15 protein-coding genes and 3 pseudogenes are annotated in these 23,512 nt (G+C 60.6%); 13 read left to right on the forward strand and 5 right to left on the reverse strand.

What is annotated here, in order from left to right; translation table 11 throughout:
* A pseudogene (locus tag D3D02_RS13275) lies at window positions 1-94 on the forward strand (IS5/IS1182 family transposase); the annotation flags it as partial.
* 31 nt (window positions 95-125) lie between these two features.
* Here the strand turns inward: D3D02_RS13275 and D3D02_RS13280 are convergent.
* Window positions 126-776, reverse strand: a pseudogene (locus D3D02_RS13280) (transposase); the annotation flags it as partial.
* An 85-nt stretch (window positions 777-861) separates the two neighbouring features.
* Here D3D02_RS13280 and D3D02_RS13285 point away from each other — a divergent pair.
* The 5 genes and pseudogenes from D3D02_RS13285 (at window position 862) to D3D02_RS13305 (ending at window position 7,797) form a co-directional block, all read left to right on the forward strand.
* Entirely contained in the window at window positions 862-2,163 is a 1,302-nt protein-coding gene (locus D3D02_RS13285; RefSeq protein WP_121570479.1) for an RNA-guided endonuclease TnpB family protein, read from the forward strand.
* Between the two features lie 50 nt (window positions 2,164-2,213).
* Window positions 2,214-2,761, forward strand: a pseudogene (locus D3D02_RS13290) (transporter associated domain-containing protein).
* Window positions 2,762-3,598: 837 nt separating this feature from the next.
* Window positions 3,599-4,966, forward strand: a complete 1,368-nt coding sequence (locus D3D02_RS13295; protein WP_199723094.1) for a glycine cleavage T C-terminal barrel domain-containing protein — start codon at window positions 3,599-3,601, stop codon at window positions 4,964-4,966.
* Window positions 4,967-5,046: 80 nt separating this feature from the next.
* Complete coding sequence (locus D3D02_RS13300) at window positions 5,047-5,676, forward strand: hypothetical protein (protein ID WP_121570480.1); 630 nt, start codon at window positions 5,047-5,049, stop codon at window positions 5,674-5,676.
* A 792-nt stretch (window positions 5,677-6,468) separates the two neighbouring features.
* A complete protein-coding gene (locus D3D02_RS13305; RefSeq protein WP_121570481.1) occupies window positions 6,469-7,797 on the forward strand; it encodes a Cdc6/Cdc18 family protein in 1,329 nt (442 codons plus the stop codon).
* A 426-nt stretch (window positions 7,798-8,223) separates the two neighbouring features.
* Here the strand turns inward: D3D02_RS13305 and D3D02_RS13310 are convergent, their stop codons facing one another.
* The 3 genes from D3D02_RS13310 to D3D02_RS13320 form a co-directional block, all read right to left on the reverse strand.
* Complete coding sequence (locus tag D3D02_RS13310) at window positions 8,224-9,405, reverse strand: Mrp/NBP35 family ATP-binding protein (protein ID WP_121570482.1); 1,182 nt, start codon at window positions 9,403-9,405, stop codon at window positions 8,224-8,226.
* Between the two features lie 63 nt (window positions 9,406-9,468).
* Window positions 9,469-12,714, reverse strand: a complete 3,246-nt coding sequence (locus D3D02_RS13315; RefSeq protein WP_121570483.1) for a molybdopterin-dependent oxidoreductase — start codon at window positions 12,712-12,714, stop codon at window positions 9,469-9,471.
* A 2-nt stretch (window positions 12,715-12,716) separates the two neighbouring features.
* Complete coding sequence (locus D3D02_RS13320; protein ID WP_121570484.1) at window positions 12,717-14,504, reverse strand: 4Fe-4S dicluster domain-containing protein; 1,788 nt, start codon at window positions 14,502-14,504, stop codon at window positions 12,717-12,719.
* 388 nt (window positions 14,505-14,892) lie between these two features.
* On the opposite strand from D3D02_RS13320, the gene D3D02_RS13325 reads away from it, so the two are divergent.
* Both D3D02_RS13325 and D3D02_RS13330 read left to right on the forward strand, forming a co-directional pair.
* Complete coding sequence (locus tag D3D02_RS13325; protein ID WP_121570485.1) at window positions 14,893-15,246, forward strand: hypothetical protein; 354 nt, start codon at window positions 14,893-14,895, stop codon at window positions 15,244-15,246.
* Window positions 15,247-15,382: 136 nt separating this feature from the next.
* Entirely contained in the window at window positions 15,383-16,024 is a 642-nt protein-coding gene (locus tag D3D02_RS13330; RefSeq protein WP_121570486.1) for a helix-turn-helix domain-containing protein, read from the forward strand.
* Between the two features lie 404 nt (window positions 16,025-16,428).
* On the opposite strand, the gene D3D02_RS13335 is transcribed toward D3D02_RS13330, so the two are convergent.
* Window positions 16,429-17,175: an IclR family transcriptional regulator gene (locus D3D02_RS13335; protein ID WP_233560656.1), complete on the reverse strand. Its 747-nt coding sequence runs from the start codon at window positions 17,173-17,175 to the stop codon at window positions 16,429-16,431.
* Window positions 17,176-17,642: 467 nt separating this feature from the next.
* On the opposite strand from D3D02_RS13335, the gene gcvT reads away from it, so the two are divergent.
* From gcvT to lpdA, 5 genes are all read left to right on the forward strand, one after another.
* Complete coding sequence (gene gcvT / locus D3D02_RS13340) at window positions 17,643-18,737, forward strand: glycine cleavage system aminomethyltransferase GcvT (protein WP_121570571.1); 1,095 nt, start codon at window positions 17,643-17,645, stop codon at window positions 18,735-18,737.
* A gap of 63 nt (window positions 18,738-18,800) precedes the next feature.
* Complete coding sequence (gcvH, locus tag D3D02_RS13345; RefSeq protein ID WP_121570487.1) at window positions 18,801-19,175, forward strand: glycine cleavage system protein GcvH; 375 nt, start codon at window positions 18,801-18,803, stop codon at window positions 19,173-19,175.
* Window positions 19,176-19,180: 5 nt separating this feature from the next.
* Window positions 19,181-20,548, forward strand: coding sequence for an aminomethyl-transferring glycine dehydrogenase subunit GcvPA (gcvPA, locus tag D3D02_RS13350; protein WP_121570488.1), 1,368 nt, complete (start codon window positions 19,181-19,183; stop codon window positions 20,546-20,548).
* The gene (gene gcvPB, locus D3D02_RS13355; protein ID WP_121570489.1) at window positions 20,545-21,990 is read left to right on the forward strand and encodes an aminomethyl-transferring glycine dehydrogenase subunit GcvPB; all 1,446 of its coding nucleotides are present in this window, start codon (window positions 20,545-20,547) and stop codon (window positions 21,988-21,990) included. Before gcvPA ends, gcvPB begins: the two co-directional genes overlap by 4 nt.
* Window positions 21,983-23,392 (forward strand): dihydrolipoyl dehydrogenase, encoded by a 1,410-nt coding sequence (gene lpdA, locus D3D02_RS13360; RefSeq protein ID WP_121570490.1) that lies wholly within the window; start codon window positions 21,983-21,985, stop codon window positions 23,390-23,392. The genes gcvPB and lpdA overlap by 8 nt, the downstream gene beginning before the upstream one ends.
* Window positions 23,393-23,512: the final 120 nt, after the last annotated feature.

Raw genomic sequence — 23,512 nt, forward strand, 5'->3', positions numbered from 1 at the left:
CTTCGCCGTGCGAGCGCGTTCTTGGTTCCGTGAGTTCCGAGAAATCGCTCTGATGTGTGTCGTCTATAACATCAAGCGGGCTGTGAAACAGTGAATTCCACTGCAGTATGGCGATTCAACACAGCCCAGTCAAGCGTGTCGTAGGCGCTGTCACCGACCATCCAGATCGGCTTGGCGACGGCGAGCGCGTCACGCGTGACGCGCATCGCCGTCTCCTCTGGCGCTTGCTTACTCTCTGTGAACTCCGCCGCGATCGGGATCTTTTGTCCGGTCGAGACGATCGTACAGCCGTAGCCGTGGTAGTACTCGTCGTCGGTTGGATCGTAGCACTTCGATGCGTCTTGATCGGCGGGCATCGCCCTCACATCAGTTGAATCAATGCAGTAGGTGACGTCGAGCAGGCCACGGCGGGCGGCCTGCTCGACGAGTCGGTCAAAGAGCTCGTCGACGACGTGTTCGAGGTCAGTGAGGAAGCGATCGACCGCGTCTCTTGACGGCGGTCGATCGAAGCCACAGCTCAGCCAGACCACCGTGTTCCGAAGCTCTCGTTCAACGGGACGAATGCCGTAGATGTCCTTGTAGTAGCAGTGGAGAAAGCCACGCATCAGCTCTGGTGGTTCGTGCTCTCGTGTTCGCCCCGTCTCCGCCGGGGCGAACACGTCGAACTCTTCGAGAAACTCGAAAGAGAGATGCTCAAACAACGCTAGCGTCTCGGTTTCCGCGACATTGAAGAACGACTCTACCGAAGGATCATCTTGCAGGGTCGCTGAACTCATCCACCTCAGCGTTCACCCTGCTCTTTGGTGTGCTACTCGTTCTATGACACCCTCGGACGAGTTAATCGAGAAACGAGAGTAACGGATGTACTACGCCTACAAGTACCGTCTCAAGCCGTCCGACGCCCACCGCGAGGAGTTGGACCGCCACCGAGACATTTGTAGGCAACTGTACAACCACACGCTCTGCCGCCTCAACGAGTACCAAGACGAACACGGCGAACTGCCGTCTATGACCACGCTTCGGGCGGAGCTCCCCGACCTGAAAACGTGGTGGGACGACCTCTCTGACGTGTACTCGAAGGTTCTCCAAACCGTCGTCGAACGCCTGTTCGACAACCTCAAAGGCCTCTCCAAGCTCAAGGAGAACGGCTACGGCGTCGGCCAACTCAAGTGGAAGCCACCACGGGAGTTCCGCAGTTTCACGTACAGTCAGTCTGGCTTCAAGCTCGACAAGAAGGGCGGTCAGACTGTACTGTCACTCTCGAAACTCGCAGACGTACCGATTCGGCTTCACCGCGCCATCCCCGACGACGCGACGATTAAACAGGTCACGGTCAAGAAGGAACCGACGGGCGAATGGTTCGCCACCTTCGGCGTCCAAATGGACCACGAACCGCCCGGACCGCCCGAGAACCCCGAGAAGTGTGTTGGTATCGACGTAGGGATTCTCAAGTACGCACACGACACCGACGGAACCGCAGTGGGGTCGCTCGACCTCTCCGCCGAGCGGGAGCGACTGGAACGCGAGCAACGGAAGCTCTCGCGGAAGCAACACGGTTCTGCGAACTACGAGAAGCAACGGCGACGGGTCGCGGAGTGTCACGCCGATCTCCGACGGAAGCGCCGCGACTTCCTCCACAAGCTCTCGAACTACTACGCTCGGGAGTACGACCTCGTGGCGGTCGAAGACCTGAACGTCAAGGGGATGCTGGAATCGCCATCGAACAGCCGCAACACCGCCTCCGCCGCGTGGCGGACGTTCCTCTCGTTACTCGAATACAAGTGCGAGCGTGAAGGAACACACTTCGCCGCGGTCAACCCGAGAGGGACGACCAAGGAGTGCGCGTCCTGCGGGGTTTCGACCGACAAGCCGCTGTGGGTACGCGAACACTCGTGTCCGTCGTGTGGGTTCGAGGCGGATAGGGACGCGAATGCGGCGTGGAACATTCTTTCTCGCGGTCTCGGAGACGTAGGAGTGGGACACTCCGAATCAACGTCCCCAGAAATCTTCGATTTCTGGTGTGCGAACGAATCGCGCAGCGATTCGTTAACGCCTGTGGAGACTGCGCTCCCTACGGACACCACTCAGGTGTCTGCAAAGCGCGTCGTGGAAGCAGGAAGCCCTACCCTCAAGGAGCGAACGGCGTCAGCCGTGAGCGAGTAGGGTAGGGTAGTTCACATGATATCGTCGGAACCGCTGATATTCATAAGCTCATTGCAGCCCACCGAAGTGGCGAAGATTGTCCTCTTAGCGGGCTTGAACTCTTAGACCCTCCCCATCATATCCCAGAGAGTAAATCTGTAGACGAACTACTCAGTGAAATGCAGACTTCTCGAACTCAGATGGCGGTCGTTATCGACGAATTCGGGACGACGGAAGGACTCGTGACGATAGAGGATCTGACAGAAGAAATCGTCGGGGAAATCCTCGAAGGAGCAGAAGATGCACCGATCACGCGACTTGACGAAACGACAGCGCTTGTTCGCGGTGATGTAGATATTGCTACGGTAAATGAGCAACTTGGCTTGGGCCTACCAGATGGGGAGGAATTCGAGACGCTCGCAGGACTCTTGTTCACCGGGCTGGCCGGCTCGTTGAGCAGGGAGAAAAATTTGGTGTAGAAGGTGTACAACTGCAGGTAGAGGCGATGGATCAAACTCGAATAATCCAGGTTCGAATCCACTATAGCCAATCTAAGAATTCCTCCCAGTCGAGCGTCAAGCCGGAGAGCCCGAACTCGGCTGAAGTCTCCGCCAAGTGATTTCAGTTGTCCAAGTCGAGGGACGTGTTTTTTCAGAAATACGACTGATTGCTACAGGACCCTCTGGTTCTAACAATTTAGATATTTTTTGAAACTAATAGTTGTAAATATAACTAATATGAAAATAAATTAGTAGAACAAGAGCTTCGGGATCTGGCTCGCAAGAAACATTCACGTTCGTGTTACGCCTTTTACTAAGAACTGTATGAGCAGCCATCTGGATCGTCTCCGGAATCTGATTGGTCAAGAATATCAATTACACTAGTGTATCGATTAGTTGAGTACTACAGCCAACTCAAGACTAACTAGGTCCACGAAAAATTCGTATCGCTAGATATGGTCAGATCCTGGGCACTCTCTTTCACCGTATTATCCCTCCAGCGGGTGAAGGGTGACTGTGAGTCGACGCCGCGTGAGCTACTTGCCGATTTACGGTGGTGTCGATACGGTGAATATCGCGGATACGACCATCAGCTGCCAGTCCCGAATTGTAACTGGTAGTGGACCTTCACCGCGGATGTAATAGGGGAATGTGAACGAGTTTCGATCCAAATACGCCAGAAATCTGTCGCCTCAGTGTTCGTCACTCCGCAGCCTCACAGACTCTTCCGGACCTCTACTTAAATATGTTATAAAGTTAAGATACAACTCAATGCGGGTACGGGTCGTCAACTGTGTCGCATGGTAGCGAGAACCCGCGCTGACGACCGAGACAGAGCGACCGAACTAGAACTCTACCTCCCCGCCAGGGCCACCTCGCCGGTCGAAGCCGGTCGATTCGAGCGTCTCTGGGGACAGCTGTTCAACAACGGCGTAGGACCACAGACATAGATAATAATGCCTGGAAATCAACACCATCCGAACTACCCCAGCGTCGACCAATCGGACCGCACCATTCCCAGAAATCTGCGTCAATCAGGCGACGCAGACATCGATCTCGTGATTTCGAACCGAGTCCGGAAGTCGCCATTCTGGCATCTTTCCGTCGAGGAAGGCTGTCACGAGGCGACGGTGTACAACCATATGTATCACCCTCGGGCGTTCATCGACCCCGAAGACGGAGGGTCGGAAGCCGAGTACGAACTGCTGGTCAACGACGTAGCGCTGTGGGACGTCGCAGTCGAACGCCAGATTCGTGTTAAAGGGCCCGACGCAGAGGCATTCGTCAACTACGTCATCACGCGGGATGCGACTGACATCGAGCCGATGCGTGGCAAGTACGCCATCTGTTGCAACGATGACGGTGGCATCCTCAACGATTTCGTCCTGTTGCGTCCCGACGACGACGAGTTCTGGTTTTCCATCGCCGATTCGGACCTACTGCAGTGGTTGCAAGGGGTCACAATTGGGAACGACTTCGAGGTTGACGTCGACGAGATCGACGTCTCGCCGATGCAGATTCAGGGCCCGAAATCGCCCGACGTGATCGAGTCGCTCATCGATGACGCGGTCGAAGACGTTCCGTACTACGGACTGTTGGAAGCGACTATCAACGACGTCCCGGTGTTGGTGAGCCAAACGGGCTTCTCCGGAGAGGCAGGGTTCGAGATATACGTCCGTGAAGCGACAACGAACGCCGAAGCAGTGTGGAACCCGGTACTCGAAACGGTCAAAGACCACGGTGGTGCCGCGGCGCCAGTAAACGGTCGTCGACGGATCGCTGCCGGAATCCTGTCGTTAGGGCAGGATATGGACCACGAGACGTCGCCTTTCCAGGTCAACCTCGGCTATCAGGTCCCCGACGATAAGGACGCGGACTACGTCGGCAAAGCCGAACTGGAACGTCAAAAGGAAGCCATCGAAAACGGCGAGTTCCCGTTCACGCACAAACTGGTTGGTCTGAAAATGGCAGGCGACCCGATTCTGGAATGGGCCTCGGACTACTGGCTCATCTCGGATCCAGAGACGGGCGACGAATGTGGCTACCTGACGTCGGCGGGGTGGAATCCGGATCTCGAGGCGAACCTCGGCCTCGGATTCGTGCCAGCAGAGAAACTACAGGCCGCGACCGACGTCCCGCTCGACGACTCGATATACGACGCAGATCTCGACCTGGAGTTCGAGGTACACCTCCCGGACGAGTACGCAGCGGAGCCCGGCGAACCTGTCTATGCGACGCTGGCGAAGGTCCCGTTCAAAGAGTCGGTCAATCCCAGTGCTCGCGAACAGGCCAAGATTCACGCCCGGGACGACGTGGACGAGTGAGGTCGTCTGCGCTGAACGACATCGCGCAAGAATGTTATTTTATTGTGAGGAATTAAGTTCGACCGCAGTGAAGTTCCGATATGGTTCTCGCCCTCCACCACGCTAAGCTTGAGCCTGTCAGCCGGTTCTTCGGCGCGCTATCGGTCTTCGCCGCTAGTGTCGCTGCGGGATGGCTCTGGAGTCCACATCCGTTCAGGGATGTATTCTTCAGCGGGATCGTGCTGCTTGCCGTCCTTTTCAGTCTCCTTGGAATGTTCGGAGTATGGACGAATCATACTCCGATCGCTTGGATGGCCTCACTCTTGTTACTCGGGTTCACGGTTTTCGGAATGTGGTCGGCCGGACTGCTGTTCGTTCCTGCGGCGATATTTTTGGTTATCGCGACGATCGCTTCCCATCGAACCGGACCTCGGAGAACAGTCCAGCACGCGATACGTGCCAACCCACCGACTGTCGCAGAACTCGTTTTGAAGGCAGTAGCCGGTGCCAGCGCCGGATTCGCCGGCGTGTGGATTACTTATTTTGGTGCCGTCAGACAGGAATTGTTTGGGGCGTGTGCGGACGAAACGTTGTCGTGTGCGCTCACGAAGATGCATTGGGGGGCGGTCGGTCTGACGCTGTTTGGATTGGCAACTATCGCTGTCGGCGGGTGGGCCCTCTGGAAGCAGATCTACATCGCTCGTGTGCTACGTCTCACTCGTTCAGGGTAGCAGAGTACGGCTCCAACTCGCGACACACCACATAACACCCGTCGCTTTTCTACGGTTCCTTTGCTAGCGCTAGAGAGGTATTTTTAGCATCGAAACGGCAGAGGCGTCGGAGCCAACCCACAATGATCCCTCAGACACCACCTTGCAAGTGTTCTGCAGTTGTGGAGGATCGGGGTACTCGGGACTCAAACCGTGTTGGTTCGCTCGATTCCAAAAGAACACTTGCAGAGAGGTGTTCCACAGCTCCTAGAGGCAGTACCAATCCCAACTCCCTGAACTCCGCTGAGGCTATCACAATCAGTTACAGGCCTCGAAAAGCCGATTGATCAAATATTTCGAGATCGTTCACACGGGATCCCTAGTACCTACACACACACACCACCTTGCAAGTGTTCTGAGCGTCGGCAATGAGATACCCGATAATATGGACAGAGACCAGTAGCATATAAATAAAATGGTCACTAGTTGTCTATATTCATATTATACTGATAGAGACGCTTCTACGTTTTCTTTCTCTAGCTACTATTCCATTATTTACTTTTTCAAAAAGATTTATATTATATTATAACGGGATATTCTAGTCAGTTGTAGCAGCAGTAGGCAGTAACTCTAGCTAGCGGAAAGGCCACTCCACGTTGGGAATGACGAGGAACTGCCCCTCACACGCGAAATCTAAGAACACTTGCAGGGTGGTGTGTGTGGGTCCGAAAAACCGAGAGACGCAAAACACTTGAAACACTTGCAGCCTGGTGCTGGGTTTTATAACGACAGACGCTAAAAACTGGGAGTAAGATGGTACAGACGGACGAGAATCCGTTCGATGGGCGGGACGAGATTTTCGCGGCCAAGCAACCGCTCAAGAAGGACAGCTTCGACCCCGAGACGATCTTCCACCGAGATGAAGAAATCGACCTCTATGTGAACGCCCTCCAAGACGTCGTGGTCGGCCACGAACCGAACAACGTCTTCGTGTATGGGCCAACGGGAGTCGGCAAGACAGCGGTGACCAAGTGGGTCCGGGATATGTTACTCGAGAAAGCAGACGAGCAGAACGTCGACCTTGACATCCTCGGCCCTGTCAACTGCCGGAACTACAAATCGTCCTACCGGCTCGTCAGCCGACTCGTAAACGAGTTCCGGAGTCCCGACAATCAACTCCCGAAGAGTGGATATAGCACGGACACTGTCTTCGAGTTCCTGTACGAAGAAATCGAAGATGTAGGTGGGAACGTCCTCATCATCCTCGACGAGATCGACAATATACCGCCGGACGCCCGCAACGACTTCCTCTACGACCTCCCGCGTGCAGAGGCGAGTGAGAACGCTGCGATCGACGAGGCGTGTATCGGCCTCATCGGTATCTCGAACGACCTGAAGTTCGTCGACTCGCTGGAGCCCAAGGTCAAAAGCACCCTCGGTGAGCGGGAGATCAAGTTCGGACCGTACGATGCCAACGAACTCCGTGACATTCTCGGGTATTATGCCGATCTCTCTTTCCGCGATGGCGTCTTGAGCGACGACGTGATCCCACTCGCTGCGGCATTCACCGCCCAAGAGCGGGGTGACGTTCGCCAGGGACTCAAGATCCTCGAAAAAGCCGGCGAATACGCGCGGATGGACGGAAAATCGTCGGTCACTGAGGACCACACTCGCCGGGCCACCGAAACGATAGAGACGGACGAGATTCTCGACTCGTTCGACAACGACCTCACTCGACAGCAGGCACTCGCATACATTGCGACAACGCTCGCGATCATCGAACCCGAGCACGAGGCTCGAACGAAGCGGATCTACACGCTGTACTCGTCGATCACCGAGGCCGTGGGTAGCGACCCGCGTTCCGAGCGCAAACTCTACGAATACCTCGATCAGCTTTCGATGCAGGGGTTCGTCAGATCTGAAGACCACAATCAGGGTCGCCGTGGCGGTCGACGATTCATCTACGAGGTTACCGACGATCCTATCGACATCATCAATGCTGTCGTAAAATCCGATTATCAGGAAGCGCTCCCGAACAATGTGTGGAATATCTTGGAACACTACAAAGAGGACGAGGCAACATCTTTCGAGGCCCCCAATCCTGACGACGAGACTCAACAGCAGATCTGGCACTTCACTTAATTCGAGGCGGAGGCCTTGGCACAAAGAGCGCGAACTCCCTGTTCAATCTCGTCACGTAGGGGGATCCTGCTTTTTCCTCCAACACTCACCACCTACACCGAACACTTGCAGGGTGGTGTGTCTGTGTATCGTCGATGGGCCGTTAAAACACTTGCAGGGTGGTGTGTGTGTGCGCCTCGTCGACAGACCGTATGGAACACTTGCAGGGTGGTGTGTCTGTGTATCGTCGATGGGCCATTAGAACACTTGCAGGGTGGTGTGTCTGTGTATCGTCGATGGGCCGTTAGAACACTTGCAGGGTGGTGTGTCTGTGTATCGTCGATGGGCCGTTAGAACACTTGCAGGGTGGTGTGTCTGGAGACGAGCCTTGTAATATAGGTCAACTGCTGTCCGCACTCGAGGACGAGGCGACGCGATCAGGAGCAGTCAGTGGTCGAACTGGACGGCAGCCTGGTTCAGTCGCGCTGCGGCGCGCGTGGCGGCAGCCCTCAGCCGCCCGCGGGCTTCGCCCCCGCTCTCGCGCAGCGCCATCGGAGGCAGGGACCCAGTTTGTTCGCGCTCCTCACGCGTGCGAGGTAACTGGAGCCGCCCGATCAGCGGCAGGTCGATGCCAGCTCCGGTGACTGCCTGATCTTCGCCCTCGTCGGGTGCGAGGGTCCCGACAGCGGGGTCGAGAGGTACGCGGCCGAGGACTGGCACCCCGTACTCTTCGGCGAGGAAGTCGCCGCCACCGGTCCCAAATATGTCGTGGACCTCGTCACAATCGGGGCATTCGAAGCCGGCCATATTCTCGATAACTCCGAGCACGGGGACGTCGTAGCGGGCGAATCCGACGAGGCCGCGACCGGCGTCGTCGACGGCAACCTCCTGGGGCGTCGTCACGATGATCGCGCCCGCGACGGGCAAGTGCTGGACGAGCGACAGCTGCACGTCACCGGTTCCTGGTGGCATATCGACGATGAGGTAGTCCAGTTCGCCCCAGTGGACGTCGCCGAACAGTTGCTTGATGAACTCGTCGACTAGCGGCCCCCGCCAGATGACCGGGTCGTCCTCGTCGGTGAGGAATCCCATACTCATCACACGGACGCCGTGGGCCTCTCGCGGGACCATCTCGTCAGCTGTCGTCGTGTCGGGTGTCCGCTCACTGAGGCCGAACAATGCTGGCGCGTTCGGGCCGTAGACATCGGCGTCGACCAGGCCGACGGAGGCGCCGGCGTCGGCCAGCGCGATTGCGACGTTCGCCGCGACAGTGCTCTTGCCGACGCCGCCCTTGCCGGAGGCGACGGCGACGACGTTCTTCACGTCCGGCACCATTTCGATCCGGTCGCCGGGGTCAGCGGGGTCTCCGCGGAACCCGACCTCGACGGAGTCGACGTCTTCGACCCCGGCCGCTGCGTCGGCGATGACGCTGGCGAGGTGCTCTCGGAGTCGTTCGCTCGGTACTGGGAGCGAGACCTCGACCGAGGCTACGCCATCACGCACGACGACCTCACCAACGCCATCGATTGCGACGAGGTCGGCGTGGAGCTCGGATTCGCCGACGCCCGCCGACGCAATGGCGTCGCGGACGGCCGCGGCACGGTCGGTCGGAGAGGCCTCGGACGTCATCGTTCGCGCCCCTCCGATCCCGCCGAGTTTCGGGCTATCGCGGAACTACGCCCCGGATCCGGCTCACTCATCGCGCTGCGGGCCGAATCTCTCGGCGTCCCAGCGGTTCTCACGGCCGATTGGGCCGTCGATAAACCAGGCGTCGTCCTCGCCGGGCTCGGTCGGGGGCGCGATGGGCCGCTTGAGCCACTTCGGGCGGCGCATCCCATCGGGGCCCGGTGCCGGGCTGGTCTTTTCGACCCACTCGCGGTAGATCTCCATCGACCGCTCGGTGTCGACGTAAACGTCGCCGTAGTAGTCGTCCTCGGTCGCGGGCCGGACGCGGACCTTCTGATGCCAGCAGTGCATCCCCGAGATGGGGTCGGGGTGGGGGGCGTGCGTGAGGTTCTGCGGGACGCCCCCGTCGGTCCACCAGACCCGCGCGGAGTCGGGGTCGTCACTGTCGAACGGGCCGATGCCCGATTGCTGGCGCATACCCCACGTGCTGTCCCCGTCCTGTAGGTCGACGGTGACTTTTCCATACGGATCGCCACCCTCGTCGTAGTCGCCGTCGGCGTCACCGTCACCGTCACGATCGATCTTCCACTGCCCCATATGGTGGCTCATCGCGGCGATGCCGGGCTTGATGGACTCGGTCACCCACACCTCGTTCACGTAGTAGCCGATGTCGGTCTCTACCCGGACAAGATCGCCCGTCTCGACACCCAGGCGCGCTGCGTCCTTGCTGTGGAGCCACACGGGGTTGTTGTGGGAGATCTCCTCTAGCCACTTCGAGTTCGAAGACCGGGAGTGTATCTGGGTCGGCAGCCGGAACGTCGGCACCAGCACCATCTCGCCGGCCTCGTAGTCGATGTTCTCGGGATGAACGTGGCTCTTGAGGTAGTGGGGGATGGTGTACTCGTCGTCGTCCCAGCCCCAGTCGGCGAGGGTCTTCGAGTAGAACTGTTGTTTGCCTGTCGGCGAGGGGAACCCGCGCTTGGGTTCGCCGTCGACGAGGACGCCCTCGACCGTCGTTTCGACGTCTTCGAGATCGCCCAGCGCGACCCGGTCGTGCTGGTAGACGCGGGATTCGAAGGCGTCGCCGTCGTAGTCGAGGGGCTCTGTCTCTGCGGCGCCGACATCGGCGTCAGCAGACAGCACCCGATGGATGGTGTCGTACTCGTCGACAAACACGGCTTCGTGCTCCAACAGGGCTGGATCGACCGGCTCCTCGTGGAGCTCGTAGTCGTTCTGGCTGGCCTCGAACGCCCCGTGGTGTTTCATATACTCAAGCGGCTCCATCCCCTTCTCTTCAGCCGCTTCGACGAGGTTGTCCTCGTGCTCGAAGATGTAGCGGTAGTACTCGTCGACGGTCATCTGTGGGGCGTCGGCAGTATCTACGCCCATCTCGTGCTCGTCAGCCGTGCCGTCGCTGGCCGACTCCTTATGCTCGTCAGTCGCGCCGCCGTTGACCGTCCCCTCACGCTCGTCAGCCGCGCCGCCACCGGCCGATTCCTCGCCCTCATCATCGCGGTACGGCGACTCGAAGTATTCGCGAATGCCGAGATCGCCGTCTTCGTCGACTCGCCAGGAGAGGTCCATCCAGAACTCGTCTTCCTCCCAGACCTCGCCGGGGTTGGCCTCGTAGGTGCGGTCTACGTCCTCGCCCTCGCGCTCTGCGTACTCCCGCTGGACCGGCTGGCGGTACGTGACCCACGTCGCGGCGTGGGTTTCCTGGCTCTGGATGTCGTGGCGCTCGGGGCTGTGGCCCATCGGCAACACGTAGTCGGCGAAATACGCCGTCTCGTTCCACGTCGGCGTGAGCGCGACGTGCATCCCGACCTTATCCTCGTCGGACAGTGCCTCTATCCAGGAGAAGCCGTCCGGATAGGTGTATACGGGGTTGAACACGCGGGTGAAGTACACCGACAACTCTCCGCGCCCCTCCTTGAGGAAGTACGGGAGTAACTGGCTCATCTCGTAGTGAGCGAACGGCCACTCCGGCGGGAGTTGCATCTCGTCCCAGGTCTGCTGGCGGGGCGGTTCGTTGGGCATCTCGGGCTCGAACTTGTGCCAGGCGTTGGGGGCGGTGCCACCTTTCGTGCCGACGCTGCCGGTGAGCACTGAGAGGAAGTGCAGCGTTCGTGAGACCTGCCAGCCGCCCTCGTTACCTGACGCCGCGGACCGCCAGATGTGGCTGGCGAATCGAGAGCCGGCGGTCCCGATCTTGCGGCCGACCTTCGCGATCATATCGGCATCGACGCCGCTTTCGGCCTCGGCGTAGGCGGGCGTGAAGTCTGCGTACGTCTCTTGGAGTACGTCGAGATACGTCTCGAACGTCCGCTCTCGGTGGGGATGTGCCTCGTCGAGGAACTGCTGCCAGTTGACCCATTTCCGGAGGAACTGTTCGTCGTAGAGCCCCTCCTCGAGAATGACGTTGGCCATCGCCAGCAGGACGGCCGCCTCGCTCCCTGGCTGTGTGGGGAGCCAGAAGTCCGACATTGCGGCCGTGTTCGAGAGCCGTGGATCGAGGACGGCTAGCTGGCCACCCTCCATAACGCCCTCGATGATGCGTTGGGCGTGAGGATTGAAGTAGTGACCTGACTCTAGGTGGGCCGACAGCAAGAGGATGAACTCGGCGTTCGCAAAGTCCGCGCTGGGGCGGTCGTACTTTTGCCAGAAGGCGTAGCCCGCTCGGGCGCCCGCTGAACAGATGTTCGTGTGAGAGTTGTGGCCGTCCAGCCCCCACGCGTTGATCACGCGGTCCATGAACCCTTCGTGGCCGGGACGCCCGACGTGGTAGGTGATCTCGTTCTCGCGGCCGTCCTTGATGGTCTGGCGCATCTCGCTGGCGATGTCCTCGAGCGCCTCGTCCCAGGAGACACGGGTCCACTGTCCGCTCCCTCGGGGTCCGTCACGCTTGAGTGGATACAGGATCCGCTGTGGGTCCTTGACCTGGTTGATGGTGGCCGGCCCCTTCGCACAGTTCCGGCCCCGGCTCCCGGGGTGCTCGGGGTTACCCTCGATCTTGCGTATCTCGCCCGTCCCCTTGTCGATGTACGTGAGCAATCCACACCCCGCCTCGCAGTTGAAGCAGGCGGTGGGCACGACGGAGTACTCCTTCGGGAGGCCTTCGGACTCGTACTCGACCCAGTCGTGCCACTGTTCGGGGTCGGGATACGAGCCAAGTTGGCCTTCGGGCGCGATGCGGTCCACGCCGTCGACGCCCCGGCGCTGTCGCTGTTTCTTCGTCTCTTCGGTTCGGTTCGAAATCACGCCGAGCCGCTCGGCGAACTTCTCGATACGGCTCGGATCGAATTCGTGTCCCATAATCAGGCGAGTGAAATGGTCTGCGGGGCAGTTATCCAGCAGTACTCGAAGGCGAACAGTCCGGCCAGCGCGAGTGCGCCGGCGGCCGCCGCGAGGGCAGGTGACCCGACGGCAAGCGCCGCCAGCGGCAGGACGATGCCGACGACGACACCGCCGGCCCAGAACGCTGTCCGGAACCGGCCACGGGTGATCCGGGCGGCAGCCTCCTCGGCGTCCTCGGTCTGGTGCGGCGTGAATATCTCGGAGGCGACGAGGACGGCGTGCAGGACCAATCCGGCGCCGAGTGCCAGCGCGGACGGCCCGACCATCTCACCGAAGCCGGGCACGCCCACGACACCGAGGATGACCAGCGTCCCGCCGCCGGCGATGACCGACTGGGCGAACATATGTAGCGGCATCGCGGGGCTCTGCCAGAGGTCTCGGCCCTTCGACTGGCTGAACAGGAACGCCGTGTAGACGGCGGTCGCTGCGCCGAGGACAGCGCCGACTCCCAGCGAGACGGGATGGACGACGGCTTCGACGCCGAGGAAGCCCCCGACGACGGCAAACCCGAGGTACGCGCCGGCCACTGTGATGATGTAGGCTCCCTTCACGAGCCAGGAGTTCCAGTTCGGCCGCAGCAGCACCCAGTGGAATCGGGTCGGCTGTTCGAGGTCCAGAATGAGGAGGACGCCCGTCGCAGCCAGGAACAGGCTGCTGACCAAAGCGCTCGCGGCGAAGGTAATCGGGTCGGGGTCGACCACGCCAAACAGCATAAACAGCGCCGATAGCAGCAGCGTCCCGGCGGAGATGCCCTTCGTCCACGTGTACGAATACACCTCCCAGCCCCACGACTGATAGTGGCTCTCGCCGACGTCGTAGACGCGCTTGGCCTCTTCGTGCAGGAGTTCGTAGGCCCGCTCGGTGCGACCCTTCGAGTCGTCGTCGTTCGACGTCGCCGCGGCCGCCGTCCCGTAGCCGCCGTCGGACAGCGGGTCCGCGTTGGCGGCCGATTCCGACTTCTCGCCCGTACCACAGGCACAGGAGTCGCAGCCGCAGTCTGGATTCCCGCCATCGGCGCGGGCCTCCGACTCGTCGTCGCCACCCCCGAGGGCGACATCGGACTCGGCCAACGACTCGGCGGCCTTCTGGAGGTCGAAGTCCGGAACTTCTGCGCCCTCCGTCTCCACCTGGTGTGGGGCGTCGCTCCACATATAGTGTTCCTCGCGCGCGGTCGTGCCTGGCGTGGTGCTGCCTTCGTCGCCGTCGACGTAGAACAGCTTCGGCTCCGTTCCCTTCTCGGGCTTGCGAGCCTGGACCTCCTCCCGAGAGATGGTGCGGCTGATCTCGGTGTCGGCGTTCTCCTGATCACCGGCGAGGATGGCGTCTTCGGGACAGACAGTCACGCACGCCGGTTCCCGGCCCGAGTCCACCCGATGCGAGCAGTAGTTGCACTTTGCGGCAGTCTCGGTGTTCGGGTCGATGTAGAGCGCGTCGTAAGGACAGCCCTGCATACAGGCTTTGCAGCCGATGCAACGCTCTGGGTCGAAATCCACGATGCCGTCTTCGCGCTCCCAGAGGGCCGTGACCGGGCACACATCCGTACAGGGGGAGTCGTCGCAGTGGTTACAGCGCATCACAGAGAAGTTCCGGTTCGTGTTCGGGAACTCCCCTTTCTCGATGTACTTTACCCACGTCTTGTTCACGCCGATGGGGTCGTCGTGTTCGCCCTTGCAGGCGACTGTGCAGGCGTGACAGCCGATGCACTTCCGGTTATCGATTACGAATCCGTAGTTTGTGATAGGGGCCACCTCCGTTACTATATGATAACAATTAACGTGTAGAATGATAACACTTATCTCTTTCGCGGGGGGTCGCAGCGGAAGTCACTCATTAGAAATCGAGCGGCACCGCCTGCTTGGGTTCGGGTGTCTTGTCGGTCCACAAAATCCAGAGCAATCTAGTCTGTGACCTCGACGAGGCGGCTGATCTCTGGCACAACTCCTCGAGAAATCACCGCCCGGGAACGAACGGGGCAGAACACTTGCAGGGTGGTGTCCGTGAGACCGGACCCCATACTATGTGCGACACCACAGTATCGTGGTTCCCACTGTCGAGAGCCAGCCTCCTAGAACACTTGCAGGGTGGTGTTCTGGTTGGTCCCCATACTGTTATTCCATTGTCCACTGATAGTACAGTATGGCCGTTCCCTTTGTCGGTTCCATCGTCGCGTTTGTCATCGCCTTGCTCATCGGCGGGCTGGCGATTTACGTCAGCGCTCGGCTCGTCGTCGACGTCGACGACTACGGACACGCAGTCATCACAGCGGTGCTCGGTGCGATCTGCTGGGCGCTCACTGCCTGGATCCCGCTCATCGGTCCGCTCATCGCGCTGGTCGTGTGGGTCGGAGTCATCAACTGGCGGTACCCGGGTGGTTGGGTCAAAGCCGCTCAGATCGGCGTCGTGGCTTGGCTTGCGGCTCTGATCATCCTCCTGCTCGTGAACTCGGTTCTCCGACTCGGCGTCGGAGCGTTCGGGATCCCCGGGGCATAGGGACACGTTTTCTCAACTTCGGGGCGAAAACCCTCGGCTTCCGTCACAGGAGGTGCTCACCGATTTCGACCCGATGTGAAGACGAACATATTCGTGCGTATTTTTCCACCTCCACTCCAACACAGATACGTCGACGATGCCCCGAGCGACGCTCTGTCTGGAACTCCCCGAACAGGTGTGGGTCTCGACGCTCTCGAAGCAGTATCCCGACGCCGAGTTCACGGTGCTCGCTGCGATGCCCACCGGGGAAACCGGGGTCGGACTCGTCGAGATTACCGCAGACGACATCAAACCGATAGTGACCACGGTCGACAGGTACGACTCCGTCGTTTCGGTGACGGTTCTCGAAGCGCAGGCCGACCGCGCGCTCGTGCAATTCGAGACGACGGAACCGCTCTTGATCCGCTCACTGAGCGAAGCGGGAGTGCCACTGGAACTTCCGATCACCATCGTCGACGGGGAGGTGACGCTCGAACTGACGGCCTCCCGAGAGAAGCTTTCGGAACTCGGCACGCTACTCGACCAGTTCGGTATTCCGTTCGAGTTACTGTCGATCACACGGTCGATTGACACCCAATCGCTCCTGACCGAGGCACAGTACGATCTCCTCGAGACAGCAATCGAGCGGGGCTATTACGACACGCCGCGGACCTGTACACTCACCGAACTGGCCGACGCTGTGGGCCTCGCGAAGTCGACGACCAGCGAGAAACTCCACCGTGCGGAAGAGAAGGTTGTCAAAGAGTTCGTCAGCAGTGGAGACCGAGATCTGGAGTGAGGGTCAGGGCTGGGTTTTCGTTCTCTGTCTGTTGATTTTTCAGCTCCCTCGAGCTGTAGGCATCCACCCCCAGCACCGCGGTCCATTTGCAAACACACTCGTTGAATTCATATAGGTCAATGAATAAAACGAATAGAACGAACAAAATGAATAAAACGAACGCATTTTGATCAATGAGGTCAACGAAAATGCTACTATCACCCCGGCTACGAGGATCTGTGTACTGCAGTCACCCCGGGACGTGATCGGTCGCGGTCAACAGTATGGGAACTTCCGACCGCCCAGTGGCTCAGTGACTTTCCGGTGAGACTCGACGCGCGTCCATACGGATCAATTCTGCGAGTCGTGAGACAAGAGCGCAGCCTCCGGGGAGCGCTCGACGGAGACGGACAGGGCAGAATCGTTCACCGAGACGCGATTTCGCGTTCGATCTTGATCACGGTCTCCCGCAACTCCGAGGCGATCTGGTCTTCGGAGAGTCGATACGGCGGTCCCGACACGTCCAGCGAGCCCAGCACGCTCCCGTCTGGGTTCGTGATGGCCATCCCGACGGCCATCAGCCCTTCTAGGGCTTCCTGGTCGTTGAGCGAATAGCCGCGTTCGCGGGTCCGCTCTAGCTCCTCGTAGAGTTCGGCCCTGCTCTGTATCGTGTTCTCGGTCTCCTTGGGGAGCCCCCACCGATCGAGCACCTCCTCGATGCGCTCGCGGGACCACTCTGCGAGCATCGCCTTGCCGCTCGCGGAGTTGTGCATATGGAAGTACCGTCCCACCTGAAAGCCCTCTTTCGTGGGGTCGTTGTTCTCGTCGAAAATGATGACTGACCGGCCGTGCTCAGTGATGGCGAACGCGACCTCCTCGTTGAGGCGATTGCTCAGTCTGTGCGCGTGCTGTCGCACGATTTCGTACTCGGGCTTTCTGTGCCGCGCCTGTTCGCCGAGGTGAAAGAGCTTGATTCCGAGGTGGAATTCGTTGCCCTCCTTCACGACGAGTTCGTGGTTGCGAAGCGTCGTCAGATGAGCGTGGACGGTGCTGTTGGCCAGATCCAACTCCGCAGCGATCTCGCTCATCTGGGCCCCCTCCAGTCGACTGATCACGTCGACGACCCGGAGCGAGGTGGCGGTCGTGGTTAGTTCGCGTCCATTTCTTGGCACGGTCGACTGTTGTCGAGGCAGTTTATAAATATTCACGAAATCCGAATTTGCTGGGCTCACCGGAGCGTGACTCCCGAGAGAGAATCGTTGTCGTCATCTCAGGCTTTGTTTTAGACACCAATTGTCGTATAAATACCAAATCAAACACCTTCTCTGAGTAATTGACCCGAATTGTCCACTACGGCTATCCCGCAGAGGCGAAAGCCGTCTCGGGGCCCCGCGAGATAGCTCACCGAACTGCTCCGATCGGATTTTCTGCTCTGCCGCTGAGACGCCACAGTACGCCGTCAACGCGGACCCAGCCCATCGGTCAGACAGATCCGTACTGATCGATATCGGTGACTCACTTCCTGAGCCCCCGACCCATTGCATTCACGTGTCGCGAAAAATTCTGGGACAGAATTCAACAAATACGTAATTATCCAAGTAAAAAACGCATAAATACCTGCAGTTGTGTAGTGTACGTTGTGTCATCCAACCAAACACCGCTGTACGACTCTCACTGTCAGGCTGGCGCTGACTTCACCGACTTCGGTGGGTGGGAGATGCCAGTCTCGTTCGACTCGATCCGGGAGGAGCATCGAGCCGTTCGGGACAGCGTCGGGCTGTTCGACGTGAGCCATATGGGACAGCTGGTGGTCGACGGGCCCGACGCGGAGACGCTGTTACACCGACTCGTTCCGAGTGACATCCGGAGCCTTCAAGCGGGTGCGGCCCAGTACTCGTGTTTCCTCCGGTCCGACGGCGTCATACTCGACGACATCGTCGTGTACGACCACCCGAGCAAGAGTGAATACGTCGTCGTGCCGAACGCCGGCCACGACGAGCCCCTGTACGATCGTTTGTGCGAGCACGCCGACCGCTGGGACCTCGACGTGACAGTCGAGAACCGGACCGCCGAGACAGGAATGATCGCGGTGCAGGGTCCCGAGGCGGTGGCTCGTGTCGAGACGGAAGCGGACGACCCAATCGACGAGTTGCAGCCGTTCACCGTCGCGGAGACCTCGATCGGTGACGTCGAGTGCCTCGTCGCCCGGACCGGATACACCGGTGAAGACGGCGTCGAGATCCTGTTCCCCGGCGACGATGCGACGGCGATCGACACCCTGTTCGACGATGTCCAGCGGTGTGGGCTCGGCGCCAGAGATACCCTTCGTCTCGAAGCCGGATTGCTACTCTCCGGACAGGACTTCGACCCCGAAGACGAACCGCACACTCCCTACGAGGCTGGCATCGGATTCGTCGTCGACCTCGATAGCGGGGACTTCGTCGGTCGGTCGGCCGTAGAACAGGCCCGAGACGGGACCGACGAACAGATCGTCGGACTGCGCATCGAGGAGCGAGCGATCGCTCGTCACGGCTACGAGATCCGCTCCGATGGCGACTCCGTCGGACGGGTGACGAGCGGGACGATGAGTCCCTCGATCGGGATCCCGATCGCGCTTGGATACGTCGACTCCAGTCTCGCCTCGCCCGGCACCGAACTCACCGTATTGATCCGCGATCGGTCCGTCGAGGCGACCGTCGTCGAAACCCCCTTCCTCGAATCGTGTGGCGAATAATCCGCACCGAACGCTCGACACAGAGACGATGACGAACGACGCATTACAGGAACCCGAGCACCAATGACGCACGAGACACCGGACGACGTACTGTACACCGACTCACACGAGTGGATCGACGACCGTGAGGACACCCTTCGAATCGGGATCACCGACTTCGCACAGGACGAACTCGGCGACGTCGTGTTCGTCGAACTCCCGGGCGAGGGTGACTCCCTGGAGAGCGGAGCAGCCTGTGCCGTCGTCGAGAGCATCAAGGCGGTCTCGGACATCTACACTCCGGTTTCGGGGACGGTGACCGCGACGAACGAGGCTGTTCTCGATCAGCCGGAACTGCTCAACACCGACCCGTACGGCGAGGGCTGGCTCTTCGAGATCGACGGACAGGTACCCGACGACGCACTCGACGCAGACGACTACCGCGAGCAGATCGAATAACGACAATGCAACGCATACAGCACGACGGAACGGAACACCCACACGAACCGGACGAATCGAGCCCCTTCGCCCCCCAGACGCCGCAGGAAGTGGACGCGATGCTCTCGGCGATTGGCGCCGACAGCGTCGAAGAGCTATTCGACGTCCCGGAGGCAGTCGCGTTCGACGGGGACTTTGACATCGAATCGAAATCCGAGTACGAGGTCGTGACCGAAATCGAGGAGCTCCTCGGACAGAACGCCGACCGGACGGAGTTCCTCGGTCGCGGGCATTACGACCACTACGTGCCATCGGTCGTCGACTACCTCTCGTTGCGCTCTGAGTTTCTGACCTCATACACACAGTACCAACCGGAGACGTCGCAGGGGTTCCTCCAGGCGCTCTTCGAGTTTCAGTCGATGATCGTCGAACTGACGGGGCTCGACGTCGCCAACTGTTCGATGTACGACGCGGCGACCGCACTCGGTGAGGCAGCGCTGCTTGCCGCACGCGTCCGAGAGACCAGCGGATCGCGCGTCCTCGTCCCCGAGACGATCCGCTCGGAGCGACGCAGCGTGTTGGAAAACTACGCTGACGGAGCGGAGTTGGCGGTAGAGACGTACCCCCTTACTGATGGAAACACAGACGTCGACGTCCTTGGGGAGTTGATCGACGAGGACGTCGTGATGGTGTACGCCGAATCTCCGACGGCCCGAGGGGCGATCGAGGAGCGACTGTCGGCGGTCGCAACCCTCGCGGACGACCACGAAGCGGCGTTCTGCCTCGGATCTGATCCCGTTGCACTCGCGCTCCTGAAAGAGCCGGCCGCCGTGGGCGCCGACATCGTCATCGGCGACGCGAGCGTCCTCGGCCTCTCGGCCAGCCACGGGATGGGACTCGGTCTGTTCGCCGTCAAAGAAGGATATCTGCGGCAGGTCCCTGGGCGACTCGTGGGAACGAGTGAGACGGCCGAGGGTCGGCGTGCGTACACCCTGACCCTCCAGACCCGAGAACAACACATCCGGAAGGAGCGAGCCACGTCGAACATCTGTACGAACCAGGCGTGGGTCGCGCTCCGAACGGCGATCCACATTGCCACGCTCGGAGCCTCAGGGCTGGCGGCGCTCGCCGAGGACTGCGTGGCGACGGCGTCTGAGGCCGCTGCTCGACTCGACGCCGTCGAGGGCGTTACGGCTCCGGTGGACGACCGGCACCACTTCCGTGAGTTCGTCGCGCGCACGGAGCGCCCCGCAAGCGAGGTCGCCTCCGAACTGGCGGATCGTGGGTTCCTCGTCCACGAAGTCGGGGAGTTCGAGATCCAGATCTGCGTGACTGAAACCAACAGCAACGACGTGGATGGCCTTGTCGCGGCCGTCCAGGAGGTACTCGAATGAACTACCAACAAGCCACGTGGACGCGCGAAACCGACAGCGGCGAACCGGTCAACGAACCGCTCCTGTCCGAAAAGCGGACGCAGACGGTCACCTACGACGACGTCGACCTCCCGGACGAGTTGGTTCGCGACGAACTGACGCTCCCGGAACCGGCCGAACCCGAGGTCGCGAGTCACTACACGCGGCTCTCACAGATGAACTACTCCGTCGAACACGGCCCCTACCCGCTGGGGAGTTGTACGATGAAGTACAACCCGAAGTTCATCGAGGACGTCGCGGCGCTGGAGGACGGTGCGATCCACCCCGACCGTCCCGACGAGTATGCCCAGGGGACCCTCGGGGTCCTCCACGGACTCCAGGAGTATCTCGCGGAGATCGGCGGAATGGAGACCGCCACCCTCCAACCGCCCGCTGGAGCGGCAGGCGAGTTCACTGGTCTCCTCGTGGCCCGCGCCTACCACCAGTCGAACGACGAAGACGACAAGCGACGCGAAGTGATCGTGCCCGCGTCGGCCCACGGCACGAACTTCGCGAGCGCGGCGATGGCCGGCTACGACGTGGTGGAACTCCCGAGCGACGAGGACGGACGAGTCCCCGTTGACGCGCTCGAAGAGGCCGTGGGCGATTCGACGGCCGCACTGATGCTGACGAATCCGAACACGCTCGGGCTCTTCGAACGCGACATCGCCGATATCGCTGACATCGTCCACGACGCGGGTGGTCTGCTCTACTACGACGGCGCAAACCTCAACGCGCTGCTCGGTCGGGCCCGCCCCGGCGATATGGGCTTCGACATTATGCACTACAACGTGCACAAGACGTTCGCGTCGCCGCACGGTGGCGGTGGCCCGGGAGCCGGTCCGATCGGCGTCGTCGACGAACTCACGGAGTTCCTGCCCGACCCACACGTCCGGGAGACCGACGACGGATCGTTCGAGTTCTACGAGCCCGCCGAGAGCATCGGGAAAGTCCACGGCTTCTACGGCAACTGGCTGGTGCTGTTGAAGACCTACGCGTACATCTCCCGGCTCGGTGACGGCGGCCTGAAAGATACCTCGGCGATGGCCGTCCTGAACGCGAACTATCTGGCCTCTCAGATCGATCTGGACATCCCGTACGGGCCGTTCCACCACGAGTTCGTCGCCAGCGCCGGCGACGTCGACGCTGCGGAGTTCGCCAAGGGAATGCTCGACGAGGGCGTCCACCCGCCGACGACGAAGTGGCCGGAGATCGTCGACGAGGCGCTGATGACCGAGCCCACCGAGGCGTTGAGTAAGGACCAACTCGACGTGTTGGCAGCGGCGTTCACCGCGACGAATCGAAAGACGTCCGACGAACTCGCCGACGCACCGACGATGACTGCTGCGGCACGCATCGACCAGACGAGTGCTGCGCGGAATCCGCGGCTCTCGTGGCAGGATGTGGGGGAAAACGATGAGTGACGACTTCGACACGGAGGTCCTCGTCGTTGGCGGCGGACCAGCGGGATACGTCACCGCCATCCGAGCGGCGCAGTACGACCTCGACGTGACGCTCGTCGAGATGGACGCCCTGGGCGGGACCTGTCTCAACCGCGGCTGTATCCCCTCGAAGGCGCTGATCTCTGCGGCAAACGTCGTCCACGAGGCCCGAAATGGGTCGGCGATGGGGATCACGGCAGAGATTGACGTCGACTTCCAGCAGATGGTCGAGTGGAAAGACGACGTCGTTCGAAATATGAACCGGAGCGTCGAGAAGCTCTGTAAAGCTAACCGTGTCTCGTTCGTGGAAGGACGCGCGACGTTCGCGGACGAACACACGGTTCACATCGAGCAGTCGGTCGGCGAGTCGGACCGACTCACCTTCGAGCACGCCGTGTTGGCCACGGGGAGCCGCCCAATCGAACTGCCCGGGTTCGAGTTCGACCAGTCCGGCGTGCTCGACGCTAAGGGTGCGCTCGAACTCGACGAGCTCCCGGAGAGTCTCGTCGTCGTCGGTGCGGGCTACATCGGGATGGAACTCTCGATGCTGTTCGCGAAGCTCGGCGTCGACATCACAGTCGTGGAGGCGCTCGATACGATGATGCCCGCGTTCTCGTCCGATCTGGTCGCCCCGGTTTCCTCGGCAGCGTCGGAACTCGGCATCGAAACCAACTACGGCGAACTCGCCTCGGAGTGTCGATCCACCGATCAGGGTGTCGTGGTCAGTACGGAATCCGTCGACGGCGACGCTCGCCACCAGTACGAGGCCGAGGCGGTGCTCGTCGCGGTGGGTCGGAATCCGGTAACCGATACGATGGATCTCGACCAAATCGGTCTCGACCCCGACGAGGATGGGTTCATTCAAACGGACGAGTACGGACGCACGGACGTCGACCACGTGTTCGCTGTCGGCGACGTGGCTGGTGAACCGATGCTCGCGCACGCCGGTTCGACCGAGGGCGAGATTGCCGCCGCCGAGATTGCCGGTCGGAATCCCGTCTCGAAAGACCGGGCGACGCCCGCCGTCGCGTTCACGTCGCCAGAGATCGCAACCGTCGGAATGACCGAAGCGGAAGCCGAACAGACCGAGCACACGGTGTCAGTCGGGGAGTTCCCGATGCGTGCCAGCGGCCGTGCGCTCACGACGGGGCACGCAGAGGGGTTCGTCCGTCTCGTGAGCGGCGACGACGGCGTCGTCCTCGGCGGGCAAGTCGTCGGTCCGGAAGCATCCGAGTTGATCGCCGAAATCACGCTTGCGGTCGAGGAAGGGCTGACGACGAGCGAACTCGCCGAAGTGACACACTCTCACCCGACGCTGTCGGAAGCGATCTACGAAGCCGCCGCCAACGAACGGGGACTGGCTATTCACACGCTCAACCGTTGAGACGCTGGCCCACGCCATTACGGCACTGTCGAGCGGGTCGACAGCGGAGAAACAGCCGCTCATCGGTGCGATGGCTCGGGGTTGAGACACTCCGTGTCTACCTCCCGATCTTCAGTATTC

The organism is Halobellus sp. Atlit-38R, from assembly GCF_003665925.1.
GTDB lineage: Archaea > Halobacteriota > Halobacteria > Halobacteriales > Haloferacaceae > Haloquadratum > Haloquadratum inordinatus.

Coding starts and splice junctions, on each gene's coding strand:
- gcvPA (WP_121570488.1), top strand. CDS start 19,181: ATGCAACGCATACAGCACGACGGAACGGAACACCCACACGAACCGGAC.
- gcvPB (WP_121570489.1), top strand. CDS start 20,545: ATGAACTACCAACAAGCCACGTGGACGCGCGAAACCGACAGCGGCGAA.
- D3D02_RS13285 (WP_121570479.1), top strand. CDS start 862: ATGTACTACGCCTACAAGTACCGTCTCAAGCCGTCCGACGCCCACCGC.
- D3D02_RS13325 (WP_121570485.1), top strand. CDS start 14,893: ATGGCCGTTCCCTTTGTCGGTTCCATCGTCGCGTTTGTCATCGCCTTG.
- D3D02_RS13295 (WP_199723094.1), top strand. CDS start 3,599: ATGCCTGGAAATCAACACCATCCGAACTACCCCAGCGTCGACCAATCG.
- D3D02_RS13310 (WP_121570482.1), bottom strand. CDS start 9,405: ATGACGTCCGAGGCCTCTCCGACCGACCGTGCCGCGGCCGTCCGCGAC.
- lpdA (WP_121570490.1), top strand. CDS start 21,983: ATGAGTGACGACTTCGACACGGAGGTCCTCGTCGTTGGCGGCGGACCA.
- D3D02_RS13315 (WP_121570483.1), bottom strand. CDS start 12,714: ATGGGACACGAATTCGATCCGAGCCGTATCGAGAAGTTCGCCGAGCGG.
- D3D02_RS13305 (WP_121570481.1), top strand. CDS start 6,469: ATGGTACAGACGGACGAGAATCCGTTCGATGGGCGGGACGAGATTTTC.
- D3D02_RS13300 (WP_121570480.1), top strand. CDS start 5,047: ATGGTTCTCGCCCTCCACCACGCTAAGCTTGAGCCTGTCAGCCGGTTC.
- gcvH (WP_121570487.1), top strand. CDS start 18,801: ATGACGCACGAGACACCGGACGACGTACTGTACACCGACTCACACGAG.
- D3D02_RS13330 (WP_121570486.1), top strand. CDS start 15,383: ATGCCCCGAGCGACGCTCTGTCTGGAACTCCCCGAACAGGTGTGGGTC.